This window comes from Paracoccus onubensis, from assembly GCF_003591515.1.
GTDB classification, from domain to species: Bacteria; Pseudomonadota; Alphaproteobacteria; order Rhodobacterales; family Rhodobacteraceae; genus Paracoccus; species Paracoccus onubensis.
Map to the genome: position 1 here is coordinate 183,235 of NZ_QZCG01000010.1, position 13,409 is coordinate 196,643.

Here is a 13,409-nt window from a genome sequence, read left to right on the forward strand (position 1 = left end):
CATGAGACTTCTTGCCGTCATTACCGCTTTGCTGGCCCTGTCCGCCTGCGGTGTCCCACTTGTTCCACTTGTTTAAGTGAGGATCTCATGCCGAAGAATTTGACGCTTTACGGACTTGCCCATTGCTCGACCTGTCAGAAGGCGCAGGCAGCGCTTGAAGAACATGGCTGGACCGTGGATTTCCGCGATGTTCAGAAAGAGCCTCTGTCCAAGGCTGAACGCAGCAGCATGTCAGCCGAATGGGGCGAGAAGATCATCAACCGCGCCAGCCTGACATGGCGCGGCATGTCCGAGGAAGAACGTCGCGCCGATCCCGTCACGATGATGGGCGAGAAACCCAGCGTGATGAAGCGCCCGGCCATCGCAGCGGGGGAACAGCGTCTGCTGGGCTGGACCGCCAATGTCAAACGCGCGTTGGACGTCCCGGCATGACCCCGGAGTGATGCTGCGGGGTCGATCTTCGGGCGCCGGCAGGCGCGCCTAATTCCTGCGGTTCGCCAGCGAGGCCAGAAGCGGGCGAAGGGTCGACAGGTCATATCCCGCCTTGGCCGCCGTTTCGAGAATCTCGCTTTCCGGTCGTTTTCCGGCCTGTGTCAATGCCCACAGCACCGTGCAGCGGTTGCCCGAGCGGCAATAAGCAATGACCGGGGCCTGTCCGGCGGTAGCGCCGGCAAATTCCGAGATCAGGGCAGGGGTGATCTGCCCGGGATGGAATGGCATGTAATAATAGGCCATTCCTGCGGAATTAGCGGCGGCGGCCATGACCTCATGATCGATATCGGCTTCGATCTCGTCATCGGGACGGTTATTGATCAGCACCCGGAATCCGGCCGCGGCAAGCTGAGGAATATCCTCGGGCAGAATCTGGGGCGAGACGGCAAGGTCAGGGCTAAGCTGACGCAGATCCATGACGGAGCCTTTCGGTTGCGCGGTTACGTCATGGGATTGCCGTTTTTTTCAAGCCGATGTCAAGCATGCTGTCGGCTCAATTCGCGGTGACAGAGGATATTGACACCAGTCGGGCCAATCGCCCGGATCATGCCACGGATTTTGCAGATTCGATCAGGGCCGGAAGCGCAGTGAAATCGTCAAATTCGGCCGCGTGAGGAAGTTCTGCTATCGGTGTTTGCCGATAGCCGCGGCTGAAAATCATGAAGGGTACCGGCACCGCCGCCGCGCAATGCGCATCGAATTCGCTGTCGCCGACATAAATCGCCTGAGGGTTTGCAGGATGCGCGCCGAGGCCTGCCAAAACCGCGCGAAGCGGCGCCGGATCGGGCTTTTTTTCAGGCAGGGAGTCGCCGCCGATGATTTCCCCAAACAGGTCGCGAATGCCGAAATGGTCCAGAATGGCTTTCGTTGGCTGTAGCGGCTTGTTGGTGCAGATCCCCAGAGGGTGCCCTCTGCCGGCAAGAATTTCCAATGTTTCCTTGACATTAGGGAATAGCCGGGTCAATGCTGTTGCCGTATGGTAACGGGCCATGAAGGCCGAAACCATATCGGGCATTCGGGCCGGATCGGTATTTGTGGCGCGGGTGACCTTCTGCCACAATACTTCGACTCCGCCGCCAATGAAGCTGCGCACCTGATCCAGCGTCAGCGGCGAAACATGGAATTCGCGCAGCACGGTATTGACGCAGGCATGAATATCCGGCGCGCTGTCAATCAGGGTGCCGTCAAGGTCGAAGGCTATGGGGCAGGGGGTCATACAAACATTCATACTGTTCTCCACTTGATCGAGCATCCCATCGAAGGTATTTGATCTTTCGGGCCTTTTCCGGTTTCGGCTATCTGCATCATGGCCTCGAACAATTCGCGACGGGCATCCGGCGCCGTGGCCTCGCGGCGCGAGGCGTCAAGCCGCCCGCGATATTGCAGCTTGCCATGCGCGTTATATCCGAAAAAATCCGGTGTGCATTCTGCTCCATAGGCCCGCGCGACCTGTTGAGTTTCATCATAAAGATACGGAAAGGTAAATCCGTGCTTCTCGGCCTCGGTCTTCATCTGTTCTGGGCCGTCCTGCGGATATTCCGCGACATCATTGGCAGAGATGGCGACGACGCCGATACCGGCCTGCTGCAATTCACCGGCATCGCGCACGATGCGGTTGATGATCGATTGAACATAAGGACAATGATTGCAAATGAACATGACCAGCGTGCCCTTGGGACCGGCGATATCGCCAAGGCTGTAATCCTGGCCATCAGTGCCGGACAAGGTAAAGTCGTGCCATGGTGCGCCAAAATCGCAAACGGGGGGTGTAACTGCCATCTAGGCCTCCTTACATCTTCGAGCTGAATCTTTCCGAACTTGGCCGTAAGGGCAAGATACGCAAAGGTCGCAGCATATTAATGAAAGCCGAATTCGCGCAGGATCCTGGACGATATCGCGCAGATGGTGCCCAGTGATGAGCATTTCAATCTCAACAGTAATGTTCCATAATACTGATTATATGGAAATTAACTATAACCACAATGCTAAAATATCCTACATTGGCAAAGCAGGAATGTCACACTCCCCCAAGTGGAGTCTGAGTCCCCGCCAGATGCATCGGCTCATGACACGATACCGGAGCTCCGGGCCGCCGGCCTGGTGCATCGGGCACGCGGCTGGCGGCACAATAATGTCGAGCCCGATCGGCTGCGCCAGATCCTGTGCCGCCACGATGAACGCCTGGTGTCCAGGCAATTGGCCATGTCCTACGAGAAGAAGCGGATCATTCTCGAACCCAATGAGCTGAGCCCCGGCGCCGCCGGGAAATATGTCGATCTCTGTGAATTTGCCGATGAATCGCTCAAGATCGCGAAGGATGGTATCCCCCTGCCCTATACCATGTTCGACAAGGAACCGCGGGTGACCCATGCGGCAATAACCGAGAACAAGCGGCTCGGCGGCAATTGCCGCCAGCAGAATGACCGCAAGGAGTCCACACCGGGCAATTGAGCGCTGCATGTTGACGCCATGTCATTCTCGTTTCCATCCGCATGCCTGCCATAGCGCCGAGGTGATTTCCAAAGCAAGAGCGGCCCCAAATATAAGAAATCGCAAGAATTCAGCAGAATTGAAAGATGGACCGGCAAGCCCAATCACGCTACCGTGATTGAGATATGAATCCAATGCGGCCGTGTAGTTCTGACAGATGCTCAGCGGGAGCGTCATCAGTTGGCTGGATAATAGCAGGCGGGGATATTCCGGTCAGAAACTCGGAAGAACCGGCATATTTTGTCACGGAAAAGCAAGGAACGGCCAGATGGTTCAAGCAGTCAAGCTCCCTGTGGATTCGTCGGTAGATGGCACCACACTCGCGGAGACAATTTTCGGCCAGGGTGTGAGCGTCATCTCGGCAACCTATAGCGGAGATCCGGAATCGAAGGGAATTTACACAAATGGAGATGCCACGTCACCGGGAGTTTTGCCCGCAGATAGCGGGATCATCTTGTCGACTGGATATGTGAACTCTTTCACGCATGAAACCGGTTCAGGCGAAGCGAACCGGACGGATGACTACGGCAATAACATGAACGGGGTCGACGGAGATCCCAGGCTCGATCAGATCGCCAATGTCAGCGAGGGAACATTCGATGGCTCCATCTTGCAGGCCACGTTTGTTCCCACCGGATCAACACTTACCATGCAGCTTACCTTCTCATCGGATGAATATCACGGCGGTTACAACGATGCCGTCGGCATCTATGTAAACGGTGTCCGTGCGGAACTGCCGATTGGAGATGGTGACGTTTCGATACAGAATATCGCCCCGGGCGGTTCCAATGATAACCTATATGTCGACAATGCCGCGAGCCAGTTCAACACTGAAATGGACGGCTTCACCGTCTCTCTCTCTGTCAAGGCACCGGTCAATCCGGGGGTGGAGAACGAAATATGGATCGGGATCGCAGATGCCCGTGACATTGGCCATGATTCCAACCTTCTTATCGCGGCGGACAGCGTTCAGACGGATGTGATCGCCCAAAGTGACACAGGGACAATGGCTATCGGGGGGCGCGAGGTTGTTGATGTCCTTGCGAATGACATCAGCAGCCTGACCCCATCCTTGACGGTAACTCAGATCAATAGTCAGGACGTCGCGCCGGGAGACAGCGTTACATTGATTTCTGGAACGGTGGTCACGCTGAACGCCGACGGCACGCTTTCCTTTGATGCCTCCTCGGAGGCCCGGCAGGAAGTAATCACATACACGGTTGACGACGGTGCGGGAACCACAGATGTCGGCTTCGTTCAGGTGGATGTCATTACCTGCTTCACGCGTGGGACGCTTATCGAGACCGATTGCGGACTTGTCACGATCGAGGCGCTGCAGCCCGGGAATATGGTTTTCACGAAGGATGACGGTTATCAGTCGATCCGCTGGATCGGCTCTACCAAGCTATGCAAACGGCAATTGGCTTTCGCTCCGAATTTGCGGCCCATCCGCATCAAGGCGGGGGCATTGAGTGAAAACATACCCTTTCAAGATCTGCTGGTTTCACCCCAACATCGGGTTTTGGTAAGATCAAAAATCGCACAGCGCATGTTCGATGCCCCTGAGGTCCTTGTTGCGGCCAAGCAGCTCTTGCAGTTGGATGGTATCGATGTTGCGGCAGATGTAGAGACGGTGGAATATTTTCATATGCTATTTGACCGGCATGAAGTTGTATTTTCGAACGGTGCGGAAACGGAATCTCTTTACACTGGTGCCCAAGCACTGATGTCTGTGGGAGAAGCTGCTCGTGACGAAATCTTCTCCTTATTTCCTGAACTTCTTCATGCAGGTTACCAGCCGATCCCGGCACGCCCTATCGTTTCGGGTCAAATGAGCCGCAAACTGGTGGCGCGTCACCTGAAGAATAATCAGGCATTGGTGCGGAATAATATGATAGCCGATTGACCATGTGCGAACCCGGATAACCGCAATCGCCCGTCCCGCTGCTCGACCCACACCGATCGCGTCGATATGGCGCCCTGTTGGTTCAGCCATTTCCGCCGAACCTGCCGAACGATGCGAGGGCGAACATCCAGACCGTGCGCTTGCAGCGAACGGCTCCTTTGTGGGCCTCAAATTGAAGCGCTTGCTCCTGTGTCAATTCATCTTTGAAGAAAGCTTCCCAGACCTTAACGGGGGGCGCAAAGACTGGTCATGGCTGCGATAGAGGATGTCGCCGCCCTGCAAGGCAGCCGGCACTGCTGGTCTGCAGTGACGTTTCTGTTTTGCGACGCATGCGACAATCACGATATCAGCACGGACAGTCTGCCATGGGTCGGGTAGCCGCCCTTGCGGCTTATCGGGCCTTCCCCTACATCTGTTAGCAACGACAGAAGGAACTTCAGATGGCGATGGAAGCTCACGAAATCGAAAAGCTCATCAGAGTCGCATTCCCGGACGCGCAGATCACGGTTACCGATCTTGCAGGAGACGGAAATCATTATGCGGCCGAGGTGGTCGATGAAAGTTTCCGCGGCAAGAACCGGGTTCAACAACAGCGTGCGGTTTATGCCGCCTTGCAAGGAAAAATGGATGGTCCGGCGGGCGAATTGCATGCGCTTGCCCTGACGACCAAGGCACCGGAATAGTGCATGCCCCTGCCCCGGCATTCAGGCGGCAGACGGGAAATTCTGAGAATTATGATCAAAAGGACAGCGCAATGAGCGATGTGAAAACACAAATCCAGGAGACGATCGACGCGAATGAGGTCGTGCTCTTCATGAAAGGTACCAAGGAAATGCCGCAATGCGGATTTTCCAGCCGGATCGCCGGTGTGCTGAACTATATGGGTGTCAGCTATCGGGATGTAAACGTGCTTGCGGATGACGGAATTCGCCAGGGAATCAAGGAATTTTCGGATTGGCCCACAATTCCGCAACTTTATGTCAAGGGTGAATTCGTCGGTGGTTGCGATATCGTCACCGAGATGACCCTGTCGGGCGAGTTGGACCAGCTTTTCGATCAGAAAAATGTTGGCTACGACAAGGAAGCCGCCGACAAAATTCGCGAGGCGAATGCCTGATCCGGCATGTCGCAACCGACAGTATCGATGTTGACGGCCGCATTGCGGATGTGGTTTTTCACTATTGCAAAATTGGCCAAAAAGCAGTCTCTGAAGTAAAACTTTCCTCGGCAGACTGCCGATGGTCATATGGTTATAAGGGAGGAACATCATGATAATTCATAAAAACATCCTTGCCTGCACGGCGGCGCTGGCACTTGGTGCCGCGCCATTGACGGCAGCGGCGCAAGATTTCATCAATATTCTGACCGGCGGGACATCCGGCGTCTATTATCCGGTCGGCGGCGCGATGTCGAAGATTTATACGGACGGAATTCCCGACGCCAAGACCCAGGTGCAAGCGACCAAGGCAAGCGTGGAGAATCTGAATCTGCTTCAGCAAGGCAAGGGTGAGATCGGGTTTGCGCTTGGCGATTCCGTGAAATTCGCGGTAGAAGGAGATGCCGAAGCTGGCTTTCCTCAACCCCTTGATAAATTGCGTGGAATCTCGGCGATTTACCCGAATTATATCCAGATCGTCGCAACCAAGGATTCCGGCATCGAGACGCTGGAAGATCTGAAAGGCAAGGCATTGTCGGTCGGTGCCCCTAAATCCGGAACCGAGCTTAACGCGCGGGCAATTCTGGAAGCCGCCGGCATGAGCTATGACGATCTGGGCAAGGTCGAGTATCTTCCCTTTGCGGAATCGGTCGAGCTCATGAAGAACCGTCAGCTTGACGCGACGCTGCAATCCGCTGGCCTTGGGGTTGCCTCGCTCAAGGATCTTTCGACTGCGGTCGATATCAAAGTGGTTGCCGTACCGGCTGAAATCGCCGAGAAACTTGGCGCGCCCTATATTGCCGAAACCATCCCCGCCGAAACCTATGACGGCCAGACAGAGGATGTCGCGACGGTTGCCGTGATCAATTATCTGGTGACCTCCAGCGATGTCAGCGATGATCTGGCCTATCAGATGACCAAATTGCTTTACGATAATCTGGACACTTTGAAAGCGTCACATGCGGCAACCGCCGGCATGGACGTTCAGAACGCGTTGCAGGGCATGCCTGCTCCCCTCCATCCCGGCGCGCAGCGCTATTACGATGAGGTCGGCGTAAAGGCCGAATAGGCACGGGAAGGTCAGAGCCGGGTTTACTCGGCTCTTTTCTTCATTCGATTCCGATTTCTTCAGGACAGTGGCCATGACCGAAACGATCATCACCGCCCCTGCTGGTCAGGCCGGCGATTCTGGCATTCACGATCCGCTTGAACTGGGCTTTCCTGCAGGGCTGCAGGGCCGGCTCCTGTATTGGATCGCGGTTGCGTTCTCACTTTATCAGATCGCCATCGCCGCACATATCGTCAATCTGTCCAGTCAGGTGCAGCGCGCCTTGCATCTGGGCTTCCTGTTGCTTCTGTGCTTTCCACTGCTTGCCCTGCTGAATAACCGGGGCAAGGCGGGAATTACGCTGTCATGGATCGCAGCCGCGCTTGGTGTTGTTGCTGCAGGCTATCAATGGATCGAATATGTGCCGCTGATGATGCGATCCGGAGCGATCAACCAGGTCGATATCGTGATCGGTATCATTATCCTGATCACGGTATTCGCCGCGGCCTGGGTCGTGATGGGGCCGGCCCTGCCGATCGTGTCCGGGGTATTCCTGATTTATGCGTTGTTCGGACAATATTTCCCGGGCCCCCTCGCGACCCGAGGCTATGATCTTGCTCAGGTCATGGAGCAGATGAGCTTCGGGACCGAAGGGATATATGGCACCCCGCTTTATGTCTCGGCGACCTATATTTTCCTGTTCATCCTGTTTGGCTCATTTCTGGAAAAAGCCGGTATGATCAAGCTGTTCACCGATGTTTCGCTTGGTCTGGTCGGGCATCGGCAAGGTGGGGCGGCGAAAGTGTCCGTTGTCAGTTCGGGCCTCATGGGCACGATATCGGGTTCTGGCGTGGCCAATGTCGTTACCACCGGACAGTTCACCATTCCGCTGATGAAAAGCTTCGGCTATCGCGCGGCTTTCGCGGGCGGAGTCGAATCGACCGCGTCGATGGGTGGGCAGATCATGCCTCCGGTCATGGGTGCCGTCGCCTTCATCATGGCCGAAACCCTGGGCATCGCCTATGTCGAGGTCGTGCGGGCCGCGATTATTCCCGCGATACTCTATTTCGCCTCGGCCTTCTGGATGGTGCATCTTGAAGCCGGACGCACGAATTTGCGCGGCATGCTTGAATCCGAGCTTCCCTCGGCTCTCAACGCATTGCGCGAAGGCTGGTATCTGATCCTGCCCCTGGCGGTTCTGGTTTATCTGCTGTTCTCGGGTTATACGCCACTATTTGCCGGCACTGTGGGCCTTGCCCTGACCATGATGCTGATCCTGGGAGCATCGGCTGCGCTTGGGCTGCCCTCGCAAGTGATGAAAATCATATTCTGGATCGGGCTGGGCCTGATCGCCTCGAGCTTCATGAAATTCGGCAATAACGCCTTGTGGTTCGGAATCACGGTGCTGCTGATCTGGAATGTGATCAGTCAGGGCGGGCGCGGAACCATCCGGCAGGTTATCGACAGCCTCGCCGACGGCGCCAAGACAGCCCTGCCCGTTGGTATCGCATGCGCTTTGGTTGGCGTGATCATCGGCACCATGACCCTGACCGGCGCGGCGAATACGTTTGGCCTTTATATTGTCTCGGTCGGCAAGGGCAGCCTGTTTCTGTCACTGGTTCTGACGATGGTCACCTGCCTGATACTGGGCATGGGTATTCCCACCATTCCCAATTATATCATCACCTCGACAATCGCGGCCCCTGCCCTGTTGGAACTGGGGGTTCCACTGATTGTCAGCCATATGTTCGTATTCTATTTCGGCATCATGGCCGACCTGACCCCGCCGGTGGCTTTGGCCTGCTTTGCCGCAGCACCGATCGCCAGGGAAAAGGGTCTCAAAATCAGTTTCGAAGCCTTGAAGATCGCGGCCGCGGGTTTCGTCATACCTTTTATGGCTGTCTATACTCCGGCCCTTATGCTGCAAAATGGCGGTCCGCTTACCGATGCCATCGGCTTTTTGCCGGCAGTCGCCTATATCGTCGCCAAATGCGTGCTTGTCATCGGACTTTGGGGGCTTGCAGTCATCGGCTGGCTTGATCGGCACCTTACCATATGGGAGCGCCTATTGGCTACCTCCGCGGCATTCCTTCTGATTGCGGCATATCCGATAGCCGATGCCATGGGCTTCGTGCTGACCGCGCTATTCGTGTTCATCTGGAAACGAAAGCTGCTGGCTTGACGGGCTGCCTTCTGGCCGGGGCGACGATGATTGCATTGAGCAGTGCGGATTTTCGGCTGGAATGGACTCATTCGGTTGAACGGCAGGCATGGCGTGAATATTGGCGGATAGAGGAAACCGGCCTGCTTCTGACCCAAGCCGCGGTCAAAGGATCCGGTGCTGGTATGGAGCCGGGCGAAAACGCGGTCAAGCAGGGTGACTGGTGGGTCTGGCGGCCGGATTTGCCGGTTCAAACCGAACTGATCCTTGCCGCCAGCGGAAAAACCGGCGATGGGTGGCATATTTGCGACAGTGAAACCTGCCATGAGATCGGCATGGATGCGGGCGCACCGATCGTAGTTCGCCCCTGTCCGTAATCGCTGTTTCATCAGATCGCGCCTGAAAGACTTCGGACCTGTATGGAATGTGATGAATCCGAGACCACTCAACCAATTGGTTAATGGTGGTACCGCCTCCCCGGCTTGAACGGGGGACCTCTGGATCCACAATCCAGCGCTCTAACCAACTGAGCTAAGGCGGCCCGAAGCCGTTCTCTACCCCTGCTCTGCGAAGGATTCAAGCCCGTCTTGCCCGGAATCTCGTATCGGGATAGAGAAAAACTTCCGAAGAAAAGGGGCAGCAAGGTGAGCATCAACAGCCAAAGTGAAATAGCGGCAAATCTTCAGGTCGGGCCGACCGATCAAGGAATGGTGCGTATTTATATCGAGGCCGAAGGCGTGGATCTGCCGCTGGATTTCGATGCCGACGAAGCGACGGAAATTGCGGAAGAACTGCTCGCGGCCGCCGAAACGGTCCGCAGGACAGGATCGCAGAAGGGCGCGCCTAAAAAACCGCGCCGCTGAATGCCTGCGGGTCGAGACCGGCCTGCAGACGAATGGCGGCGGCCCGCGCGAAGCTACGTGTGATCCTGCTTCGCCTGGCCCCTGCCAGTCGCGTTTCGGGGGGCATGCGCAGAATTTCCGCGCCATGCGCATCCGCCAGAATTAGGCCATGCTCCACGGGCAGTAATTCCTGTGGAAACGCGCTGTCGACGGCCCAGAAATAGCGATCGCACCACTCCAGATAGCCGTGCCATTTACGGTCACAGGAAAAATCGGTGCGAGAACTCTTGCACTCGACAATCCATATATCCCCACCCGGAGCAAGGCTGATCACATCGACACGCAGACCGCGTATCGGCGTGAACTCCGTCAGGATCGCATGATCCATCATGCGTAACAGCCGCCCGACGCCCCGCGCGAGTTTCTGACCTGCCGTGCCGGGAATATGTGGCATATTCGAAATCATCACCCCAGACTAGAACAAAATGGAAACGTCTTGCAAGCCGCCCTGCCCAAAAAGCCGGGCTGAAGTGACTTGAAAGCGGCGCGGTTTCAACCTATCTGCGGATCTGGCGGGTTTCTGCTCTTCCCGCGAGCGGCCATTTTTCCACTGGCCTATAATTTTTCCGAGGGAGCTGGCTCTGTCGAGGCTCTGGTCTTGTTATCTGGCGCCCACCTGATTGTTCAGGCTTTCGGGAAATCTCGCGCTGCCGCGGTTGCTGCGGTTCCCGCCACTTACCGAATTCCCGAAACGAAAAAAGAAGGACGGGTCCTGGACCCGCCCTTCTCAGAGAGACTACTGATCAGAGGGAACGAGATCAGAAGCCGTAAACGACCGCGACACCCAAGGTATTGTCGGTGCGGATGGCCCGCTCGGACTGGTACTCCGTGGTGTAGCTAATACGGGTCGCTAGCTGATCCGACATCTTGAAGTTGACGCCGAATTCGTTGGCCAGGACTTCACCACCTTCATCCGAGCTAAGAAGGTCGGTATCGTTGGTGATGAAGATCATGTCGTTGAAGCGGTGATAGACACGCGAAGACGCGATGTAACCGAGTTCGGTTTCCGAGCCTTCGTTGTTCAGGTGCTGCGCACCCGTCAGAGTGTAGCGAACACCCAGACCCGCTTGCACGCGCCACGTGGTCGTATCAGTGTTGATCACACGGTAACCCGGACCGAAGCCAAGGAAGCCGTCACGGCGCAGGTCGTCATCTTCCTCAGTATCGCGCAGGTTCTCGTCAGCGTTGTCGAGACCGTCTACGAGACCGTCAATTTTGAAGCGACCCAATGCGAAGGCGTAGAAGCGGTCATTGAAGTAGTACTGTGCGTCATAGATGACGGCGACTTCTTCCTTGTCCTTGTTGCCCGCGTCATCTTCGCCGAATTCGATCGACAGACCGATGCTTTGAGCGAAAGGCGCCCGGTTGTGCTGAATACGACCGGCCAGCGCGAAGTCCTGGTTTTCGACATTACCGGTACGGCCCGTATAGGCCAGCGACATGTTCCCGAACAGGCCCTGACGGCGATCCGACGGACCAAAGCGGTCTGCATCAGCCGAACGATCGAAGTCATCTTCGACAGCATCTTCGATATCGGTGATGTTGTCGTCGACCCCTGAAACGCCAGTCACATTCGCACCGGTCGCGATTTCGGTCTGTGCGAATGCCGGAATCGACAGCGCCGTCAGGATCGCGGTCGCACCGCTAAGAAGGACAATCTTTTTCATCGCGAAATCCTCATGTGGTTTCAAATTCCTGACCCCATACGGCGCCAGTGCATCTCTGCTGAAGATGGGATATACTGATGGTGCCGGTGTTCAAAGACCTTGGAAGAAACTCACAAACTATCACAGTCGTGAACAAAATGTGACCGTCAGAGAGGGCAGCGAAATAATGCCGACATATATCTGTGATGCAACGTTTCACATGAATGTGAGTTTGAGTAATAAATTCTCGTATATACGACGTATATTAAAGTTAATTAAACAAAACCGTTTATTTTAATTTATTAAACTTTCTGCAACATTTCCGTGACTGCCTATTTTTTAATCACTCTAGCGGCAAAATTTAACGCAAAAAACTGTTGCGCAATCGACACTCGAAGGGTGTCTTAGGGCAAATAGGTAAAGCATATATGACTGCGGGGCTGACATGGTGAGCCACGATCTTCCCCGCGACACGACTCACCCGGGTGAACATACTCCGAAACATGCCGGATAATCAGGGATGCACCGGCAGTTCCTGTCGATGACGGGACGGAAAGTCCTTATTTTTTCCGGATCTCGCTGACCGGTCCTCCTGTGAAGGCGTCCGGGCGCAAATCTCGCGCAACATGATCAAGCACCGCATTGACGAATTTGGCCTCCCGTCCGTCGGGAAAGAACGCTTCCGCAAGACGCACATATTCGCTGATCACCACTTTCGGAGGCGTTTTCGGAACCACGAGTTCCGCGCCGGCAGCGCGGAAAAGGGCTCGAAGAACCGGATCGATCCGATTGATCGGCCATTTCTCGACAAGTCCGCGGTCGGTTGCCTGATCGATCTTGAATTGCCATGTCACCGCATCATCGATGATCCGCGAAAACAACCCGTCATCGGCTTCGGGATGCTCGCCCTCATCGTCGCTCACGCCGATGCGGAAATCCCTGAATTCCCCCATCACGCGATCTGCCGGCTGTCCGGCGGATTCCATCTGAAACAGCGCCTGCACGGCATAAAGGCGGGCGGCACTGCTCAATGCGCGCTTGTCAGGCCTGGTCATTTCCGTGTCGATCCTTCCAACTCTCCTGCCAGACGTATCACGTCCGTATCGCCGCCCGGCCGCCCCTTGTCACCCTGCTTGCGCCATTTGCGGGACAAGGCGACCAGATGCAGTGCGGCTGCTGCCGCTCCGCCGCCCTTGTTCTGTCCGGCCGGATCCGCCCGGACCTCGGCCTGCTCCATATTCTCGACCGTCAGAATACCGTTACCGATCGCCAACCCCTGCAATCCCAACAAGGTCAGCCCACGGGAACTATCGTTGCAGACTGTCTCGTAATGGGTCGTCTCCCCCCGGATCACGCATCCAAGCGCGACATATCCGTCATAATTCGCCTGACGTCCGGCCATGCCGAAGGCCGTCGGGATCTCAAGCGCACCGGGGACCTCGATCAGATCGACCACGGCCCCTGCCCGTTCGGCCGTCGCGCGTGCTCCGGCAATCAGACCGTCGGCAATCACCCTGTAATAAGGAGCAACGACGATAAGCAGCCTGGCGGGCGCGTCGAAAACCGGCAGGTCAAGCTGATAATGTTGGGTATTCGAAGCCATATGCG

General features: G+C 56.0%; 16 protein-coding genes, 1 tRNA gene and 1 other RNA gene. 10 read left to right on the forward strand and 8 right to left on the reverse strand.

What is annotated here, in order from left to right; genetic code table 11:
* The first annotated feature begins 87 nt into the window (after positions 1 to 87).
* Positions 88 to 432: an arsenate reductase family protein gene (locus D3P04_RS15490; RefSeq protein ID WP_119750463.1), complete on the forward strand. Its 345-nt coding sequence runs from the start codon at positions 88 to 90 to the stop codon at positions 430 to 432.
* A gap of 48 nt (positions 433 to 480) precedes the next feature.
* On the opposite strand, the gene D3P04_RS15495 is transcribed toward D3P04_RS15490, so the two are convergent.
* The 3 genes from D3P04_RS15495 to D3P04_RS15505 all read right to left on the reverse strand — a co-directional run bounded on the left by D3P04_RS15495 (position 481) and on the right by D3P04_RS15505 (position 2,271).
* Positions 481 to 909, reverse strand: a complete 429-nt coding sequence (locus D3P04_RS15495) for a TIGR01244 family sulfur transferase (RefSeq protein WP_119750465.1) — start codon at positions 907 to 909, stop codon at positions 481 to 483.
* A gap of 127 nt (positions 910 to 1,036) precedes the next feature.
* Complete coding sequence (gene gph / locus D3P04_RS15500) at positions 1,037 to 1,708, reverse strand: phosphoglycolate phosphatase (protein ID WP_232845032.1); 672 nt, start codon at positions 1,706 to 1,708, stop codon at positions 1,037 to 1,039.
* Positions 1,709 to 1,716: 8 nt separating this feature from the next.
* Positions 1,717 to 2,271 carry a thioredoxin family protein gene (locus D3P04_RS15505; RefSeq protein WP_119750469.1) on the reverse strand — a complete coding sequence of 185 codons (555 nt, stop codon included), beginning with the start codon at positions 2,269 to 2,271 and terminating at the stop codon, positions 1,717 to 1,719.
* Between the two features lie 321 nt (positions 2,272 to 2,592).
* Between D3P04_RS15505 and D3P04_RS15510 the strand changes: the two genes are divergently transcribed.
* From D3P04_RS15510 to D3P04_RS15540, 7 genes are all read left to right on the forward strand, one after another.
* The gene (locus D3P04_RS15510) at positions 2,593 to 2,943 is read left to right on the forward strand and encodes a hypothetical protein (RefSeq protein WP_147391950.1); all 351 of its coding nucleotides are present in this window, start codon (positions 2,593 to 2,595) and stop codon (positions 2,941 to 2,943) included.
* A 307-nt stretch (positions 2,944 to 3,250) separates the two neighbouring features.
* A complete protein-coding gene (locus D3P04_RS23420) occupies positions 3,251 to 4,888 on the forward strand; it encodes a Hint domain-containing protein (RefSeq protein ID WP_182912893.1) in 1,638 nt (545 codons plus the stop codon).
* Between the two features lie 440 nt (positions 4,889 to 5,328).
* Positions 5,329 to 5,571: a BolA/IbaG family iron-sulfur metabolism protein gene (locus D3P04_RS15520; RefSeq protein ID WP_119750473.1), complete on the forward strand. Its 243-nt coding sequence runs from the start codon at positions 5,329 to 5,331 to the stop codon at positions 5,569 to 5,571.
* Between the two features lie 71 nt (positions 5,572 to 5,642).
* On the forward strand, positions 5,643 to 6,005 hold the full coding sequence (grxD, locus tag D3P04_RS15525; RefSeq protein WP_119750571.1) for a Grx4 family monothiol glutaredoxin: 363 nt from the start codon (positions 5,643 to 5,645) through the stop codon (positions 6,003 to 6,005).
* Between the two features lie 151 nt (positions 6,006 to 6,156).
* Positions 6,157 to 7,113 carry a TAXI family TRAP transporter solute-binding subunit gene (locus D3P04_RS15530; RefSeq protein ID WP_119750475.1) on the forward strand — a complete coding sequence of 319 codons (957 nt, stop codon included), beginning with the start codon at positions 6,157 to 6,159 and terminating at the stop codon, positions 7,111 to 7,113.
* A 73-nt stretch (positions 7,114 to 7,186) separates the two neighbouring features.
* Positions 7,187 to 9,274, forward strand: a complete 2,088-nt coding sequence (locus tag D3P04_RS15535; RefSeq protein WP_119750477.1) for a TRAP transporter permease — start codon at positions 7,187 to 7,189, stop codon at positions 9,272 to 9,274.
* Positions 9,271 to 9,630: a DUF1850 domain-containing protein gene (locus tag D3P04_RS15540; protein ID WP_220475360.1), complete on the forward strand. Its 360-nt coding sequence runs from the start codon at positions 9,271 to 9,273 to the stop codon at positions 9,628 to 9,630. The genes D3P04_RS15535 and D3P04_RS15540 overlap by 4 nt, the downstream gene beginning before the upstream one ends.
* A gap of 87 nt (positions 9,631 to 9,717) precedes the next feature.
* Here D3P04_RS15540 and D3P04_RS15545 read toward each other — a convergent pair.
* A tRNA-His gene (locus tag D3P04_RS15545) sits at positions 9,718 to 9,794 on the reverse strand.
* Between the two features lie 103 nt (positions 9,795 to 9,897).
* Here D3P04_RS15545 and D3P04_RS15550 point away from each other — a divergent pair.
* Positions 9,898 to 10,116: a DUF6324 family protein gene (locus D3P04_RS15550; RefSeq protein WP_119750575.1), complete on the forward strand. Its 219-nt coding sequence runs from the start codon at positions 9,898 to 9,900 to the stop codon at positions 10,114 to 10,116.
* Here D3P04_RS15550 and D3P04_RS15555 read toward each other — a convergent pair.
* Positions 10,097 to 10,549: an MmcB family DNA repair protein gene (locus D3P04_RS15555; protein ID WP_232845033.1), complete on the reverse strand. Its 453-nt coding sequence runs from the start codon at positions 10,547 to 10,549 to the stop codon at positions 10,097 to 10,099. The two genes, D3P04_RS15550 and D3P04_RS15555, sit on opposite strands and share 20 nt — an antisense overlap.
* Before the next feature lie 120 nt (positions 10,550 to 10,669).
* Between D3P04_RS15555 and ssrS the strand changes: the two genes are divergently transcribed.
* Positions 10,670 to 10,827, forward strand: a non-coding RNA gene (gene ssrS, locus D3P04_RS24015) — 6S RNA.
* A gap of 86 nt (positions 10,828 to 10,913) precedes the next feature.
* Here the strand turns inward: ssrS and D3P04_RS15560 are convergent.
* The 3 genes from D3P04_RS15560 to D3P04_RS15570 form a co-directional block, all read right to left on the reverse strand.
* Positions 10,914 to 11,822, reverse strand: a complete 909-nt coding sequence (locus tag D3P04_RS15560; protein WP_119750481.1) for a DUF481 domain-containing protein — start codon at positions 11,820 to 11,822, stop codon at positions 10,914 to 10,916.
* Positions 11,823 to 12,361: 539 nt separating this feature from the next.
* The gene (nusB, locus tag D3P04_RS15565; RefSeq protein ID WP_119750483.1) at positions 12,362 to 12,856 is read right to left on the reverse strand and encodes a transcription antitermination factor NusB; all 495 of its coding nucleotides are present in this window, start codon (positions 12,854 to 12,856) and stop codon (positions 12,362 to 12,364) included.
* The gene (locus D3P04_RS15570) at positions 12,853 to 13,404 is read right to left on the reverse strand and encodes a 6,7-dimethyl-8-ribityllumazine synthase (RefSeq protein ID WP_119750485.1); all 552 of its coding nucleotides are present in this window, start codon (positions 13,402 to 13,404) and stop codon (positions 12,853 to 12,855) included. The genes nusB and D3P04_RS15570 overlap by 4 nt, the downstream gene beginning before the upstream one ends.
* Positions 13,405 to 13,409: the final 5 nt, after the last annotated feature.

Excerpts from the sequence above, each read along its gene's own strand:
- D3P04_RS15530 (WP_119750475.1), top strand. The coding sequence starts at position 6,157 with ATGATAATTCATAAAAACATCCTTGCCTGCACGGCGGCGCTGGCACTT.
- D3P04_RS15555 (WP_232845033.1), bottom strand. The coding sequence starts at position 10,549 with ATGCCACATATTCCCGGCACGGCAGGTCAGAAACTCGCGCGGGGCGTC.
- D3P04_RS15520 (WP_119750473.1), top strand. The coding sequence starts at position 5,329 with ATGGCGATGGAAGCTCACGAAATCGAAAAGCTCATCAGAGTCGCATTC.
- D3P04_RS15505 (WP_119750469.1), bottom strand. The coding sequence starts at position 2,271 with ATGGCAGTTACACCCCCCGTTTGCGATTTTGGCGCACCATGGCACGAC.
- D3P04_RS15490 (WP_119750463.1), top strand. The coding sequence starts at position 88 with ATGCCGAAGAATTTGACGCTTTACGGACTTGCCCATTGCTCGACCTGT.
- D3P04_RS15560 (WP_119750481.1), bottom strand. The coding sequence starts at position 11,822 with ATGAAAAAGATTGTCCTTCTTAGCGGTGCGACCGCGATCCTGACGGCG.
- D3P04_RS15495 (WP_119750465.1), bottom strand. The coding sequence starts at position 909 with ATGGATCTGCGTCAGCTTAGCCCTGACCTTGCCGTCTCGCCCCAGATT.
- nusB (WP_119750483.1), bottom strand. The coding sequence starts at position 12,856 with ATGACCAGGCCTGACAAGCGCGCATTGAGCAGTGCCGCCCGCCTTTAT.
- gph (WP_232845032.1), bottom strand. The coding sequence starts at position 1,708 with ATGACCCCCTGCCCCATAGCCTTCGACCTTGACGGCACCCTGATTGAC.
- D3P04_RS15570 (WP_119750485.1), bottom strand. The coding sequence starts at position 13,404 with ATGGCTTCGAATACCCAACATTATCAGCTTGACCTGCCGGTTTTCGAC.
- grxD (WP_119750571.1), top strand. The coding sequence starts at position 5,643 with ATGAGCGATGTGAAAACACAAATCCAGGAGACGATCGACGCGAATGAG.
- D3P04_RS15535 (WP_119750477.1), top strand. The coding sequence starts at position 7,187 with ATGACCGAAACGATCATCACCGCCCCTGCTGGTCAGGCCGGCGATTCT.
- D3P04_RS23420 (WP_182912893.1), top strand. The coding sequence starts at position 3,251 with ATGGTTCAAGCAGTCAAGCTCCCTGTGGATTCGTCGGTAGATGGCACC.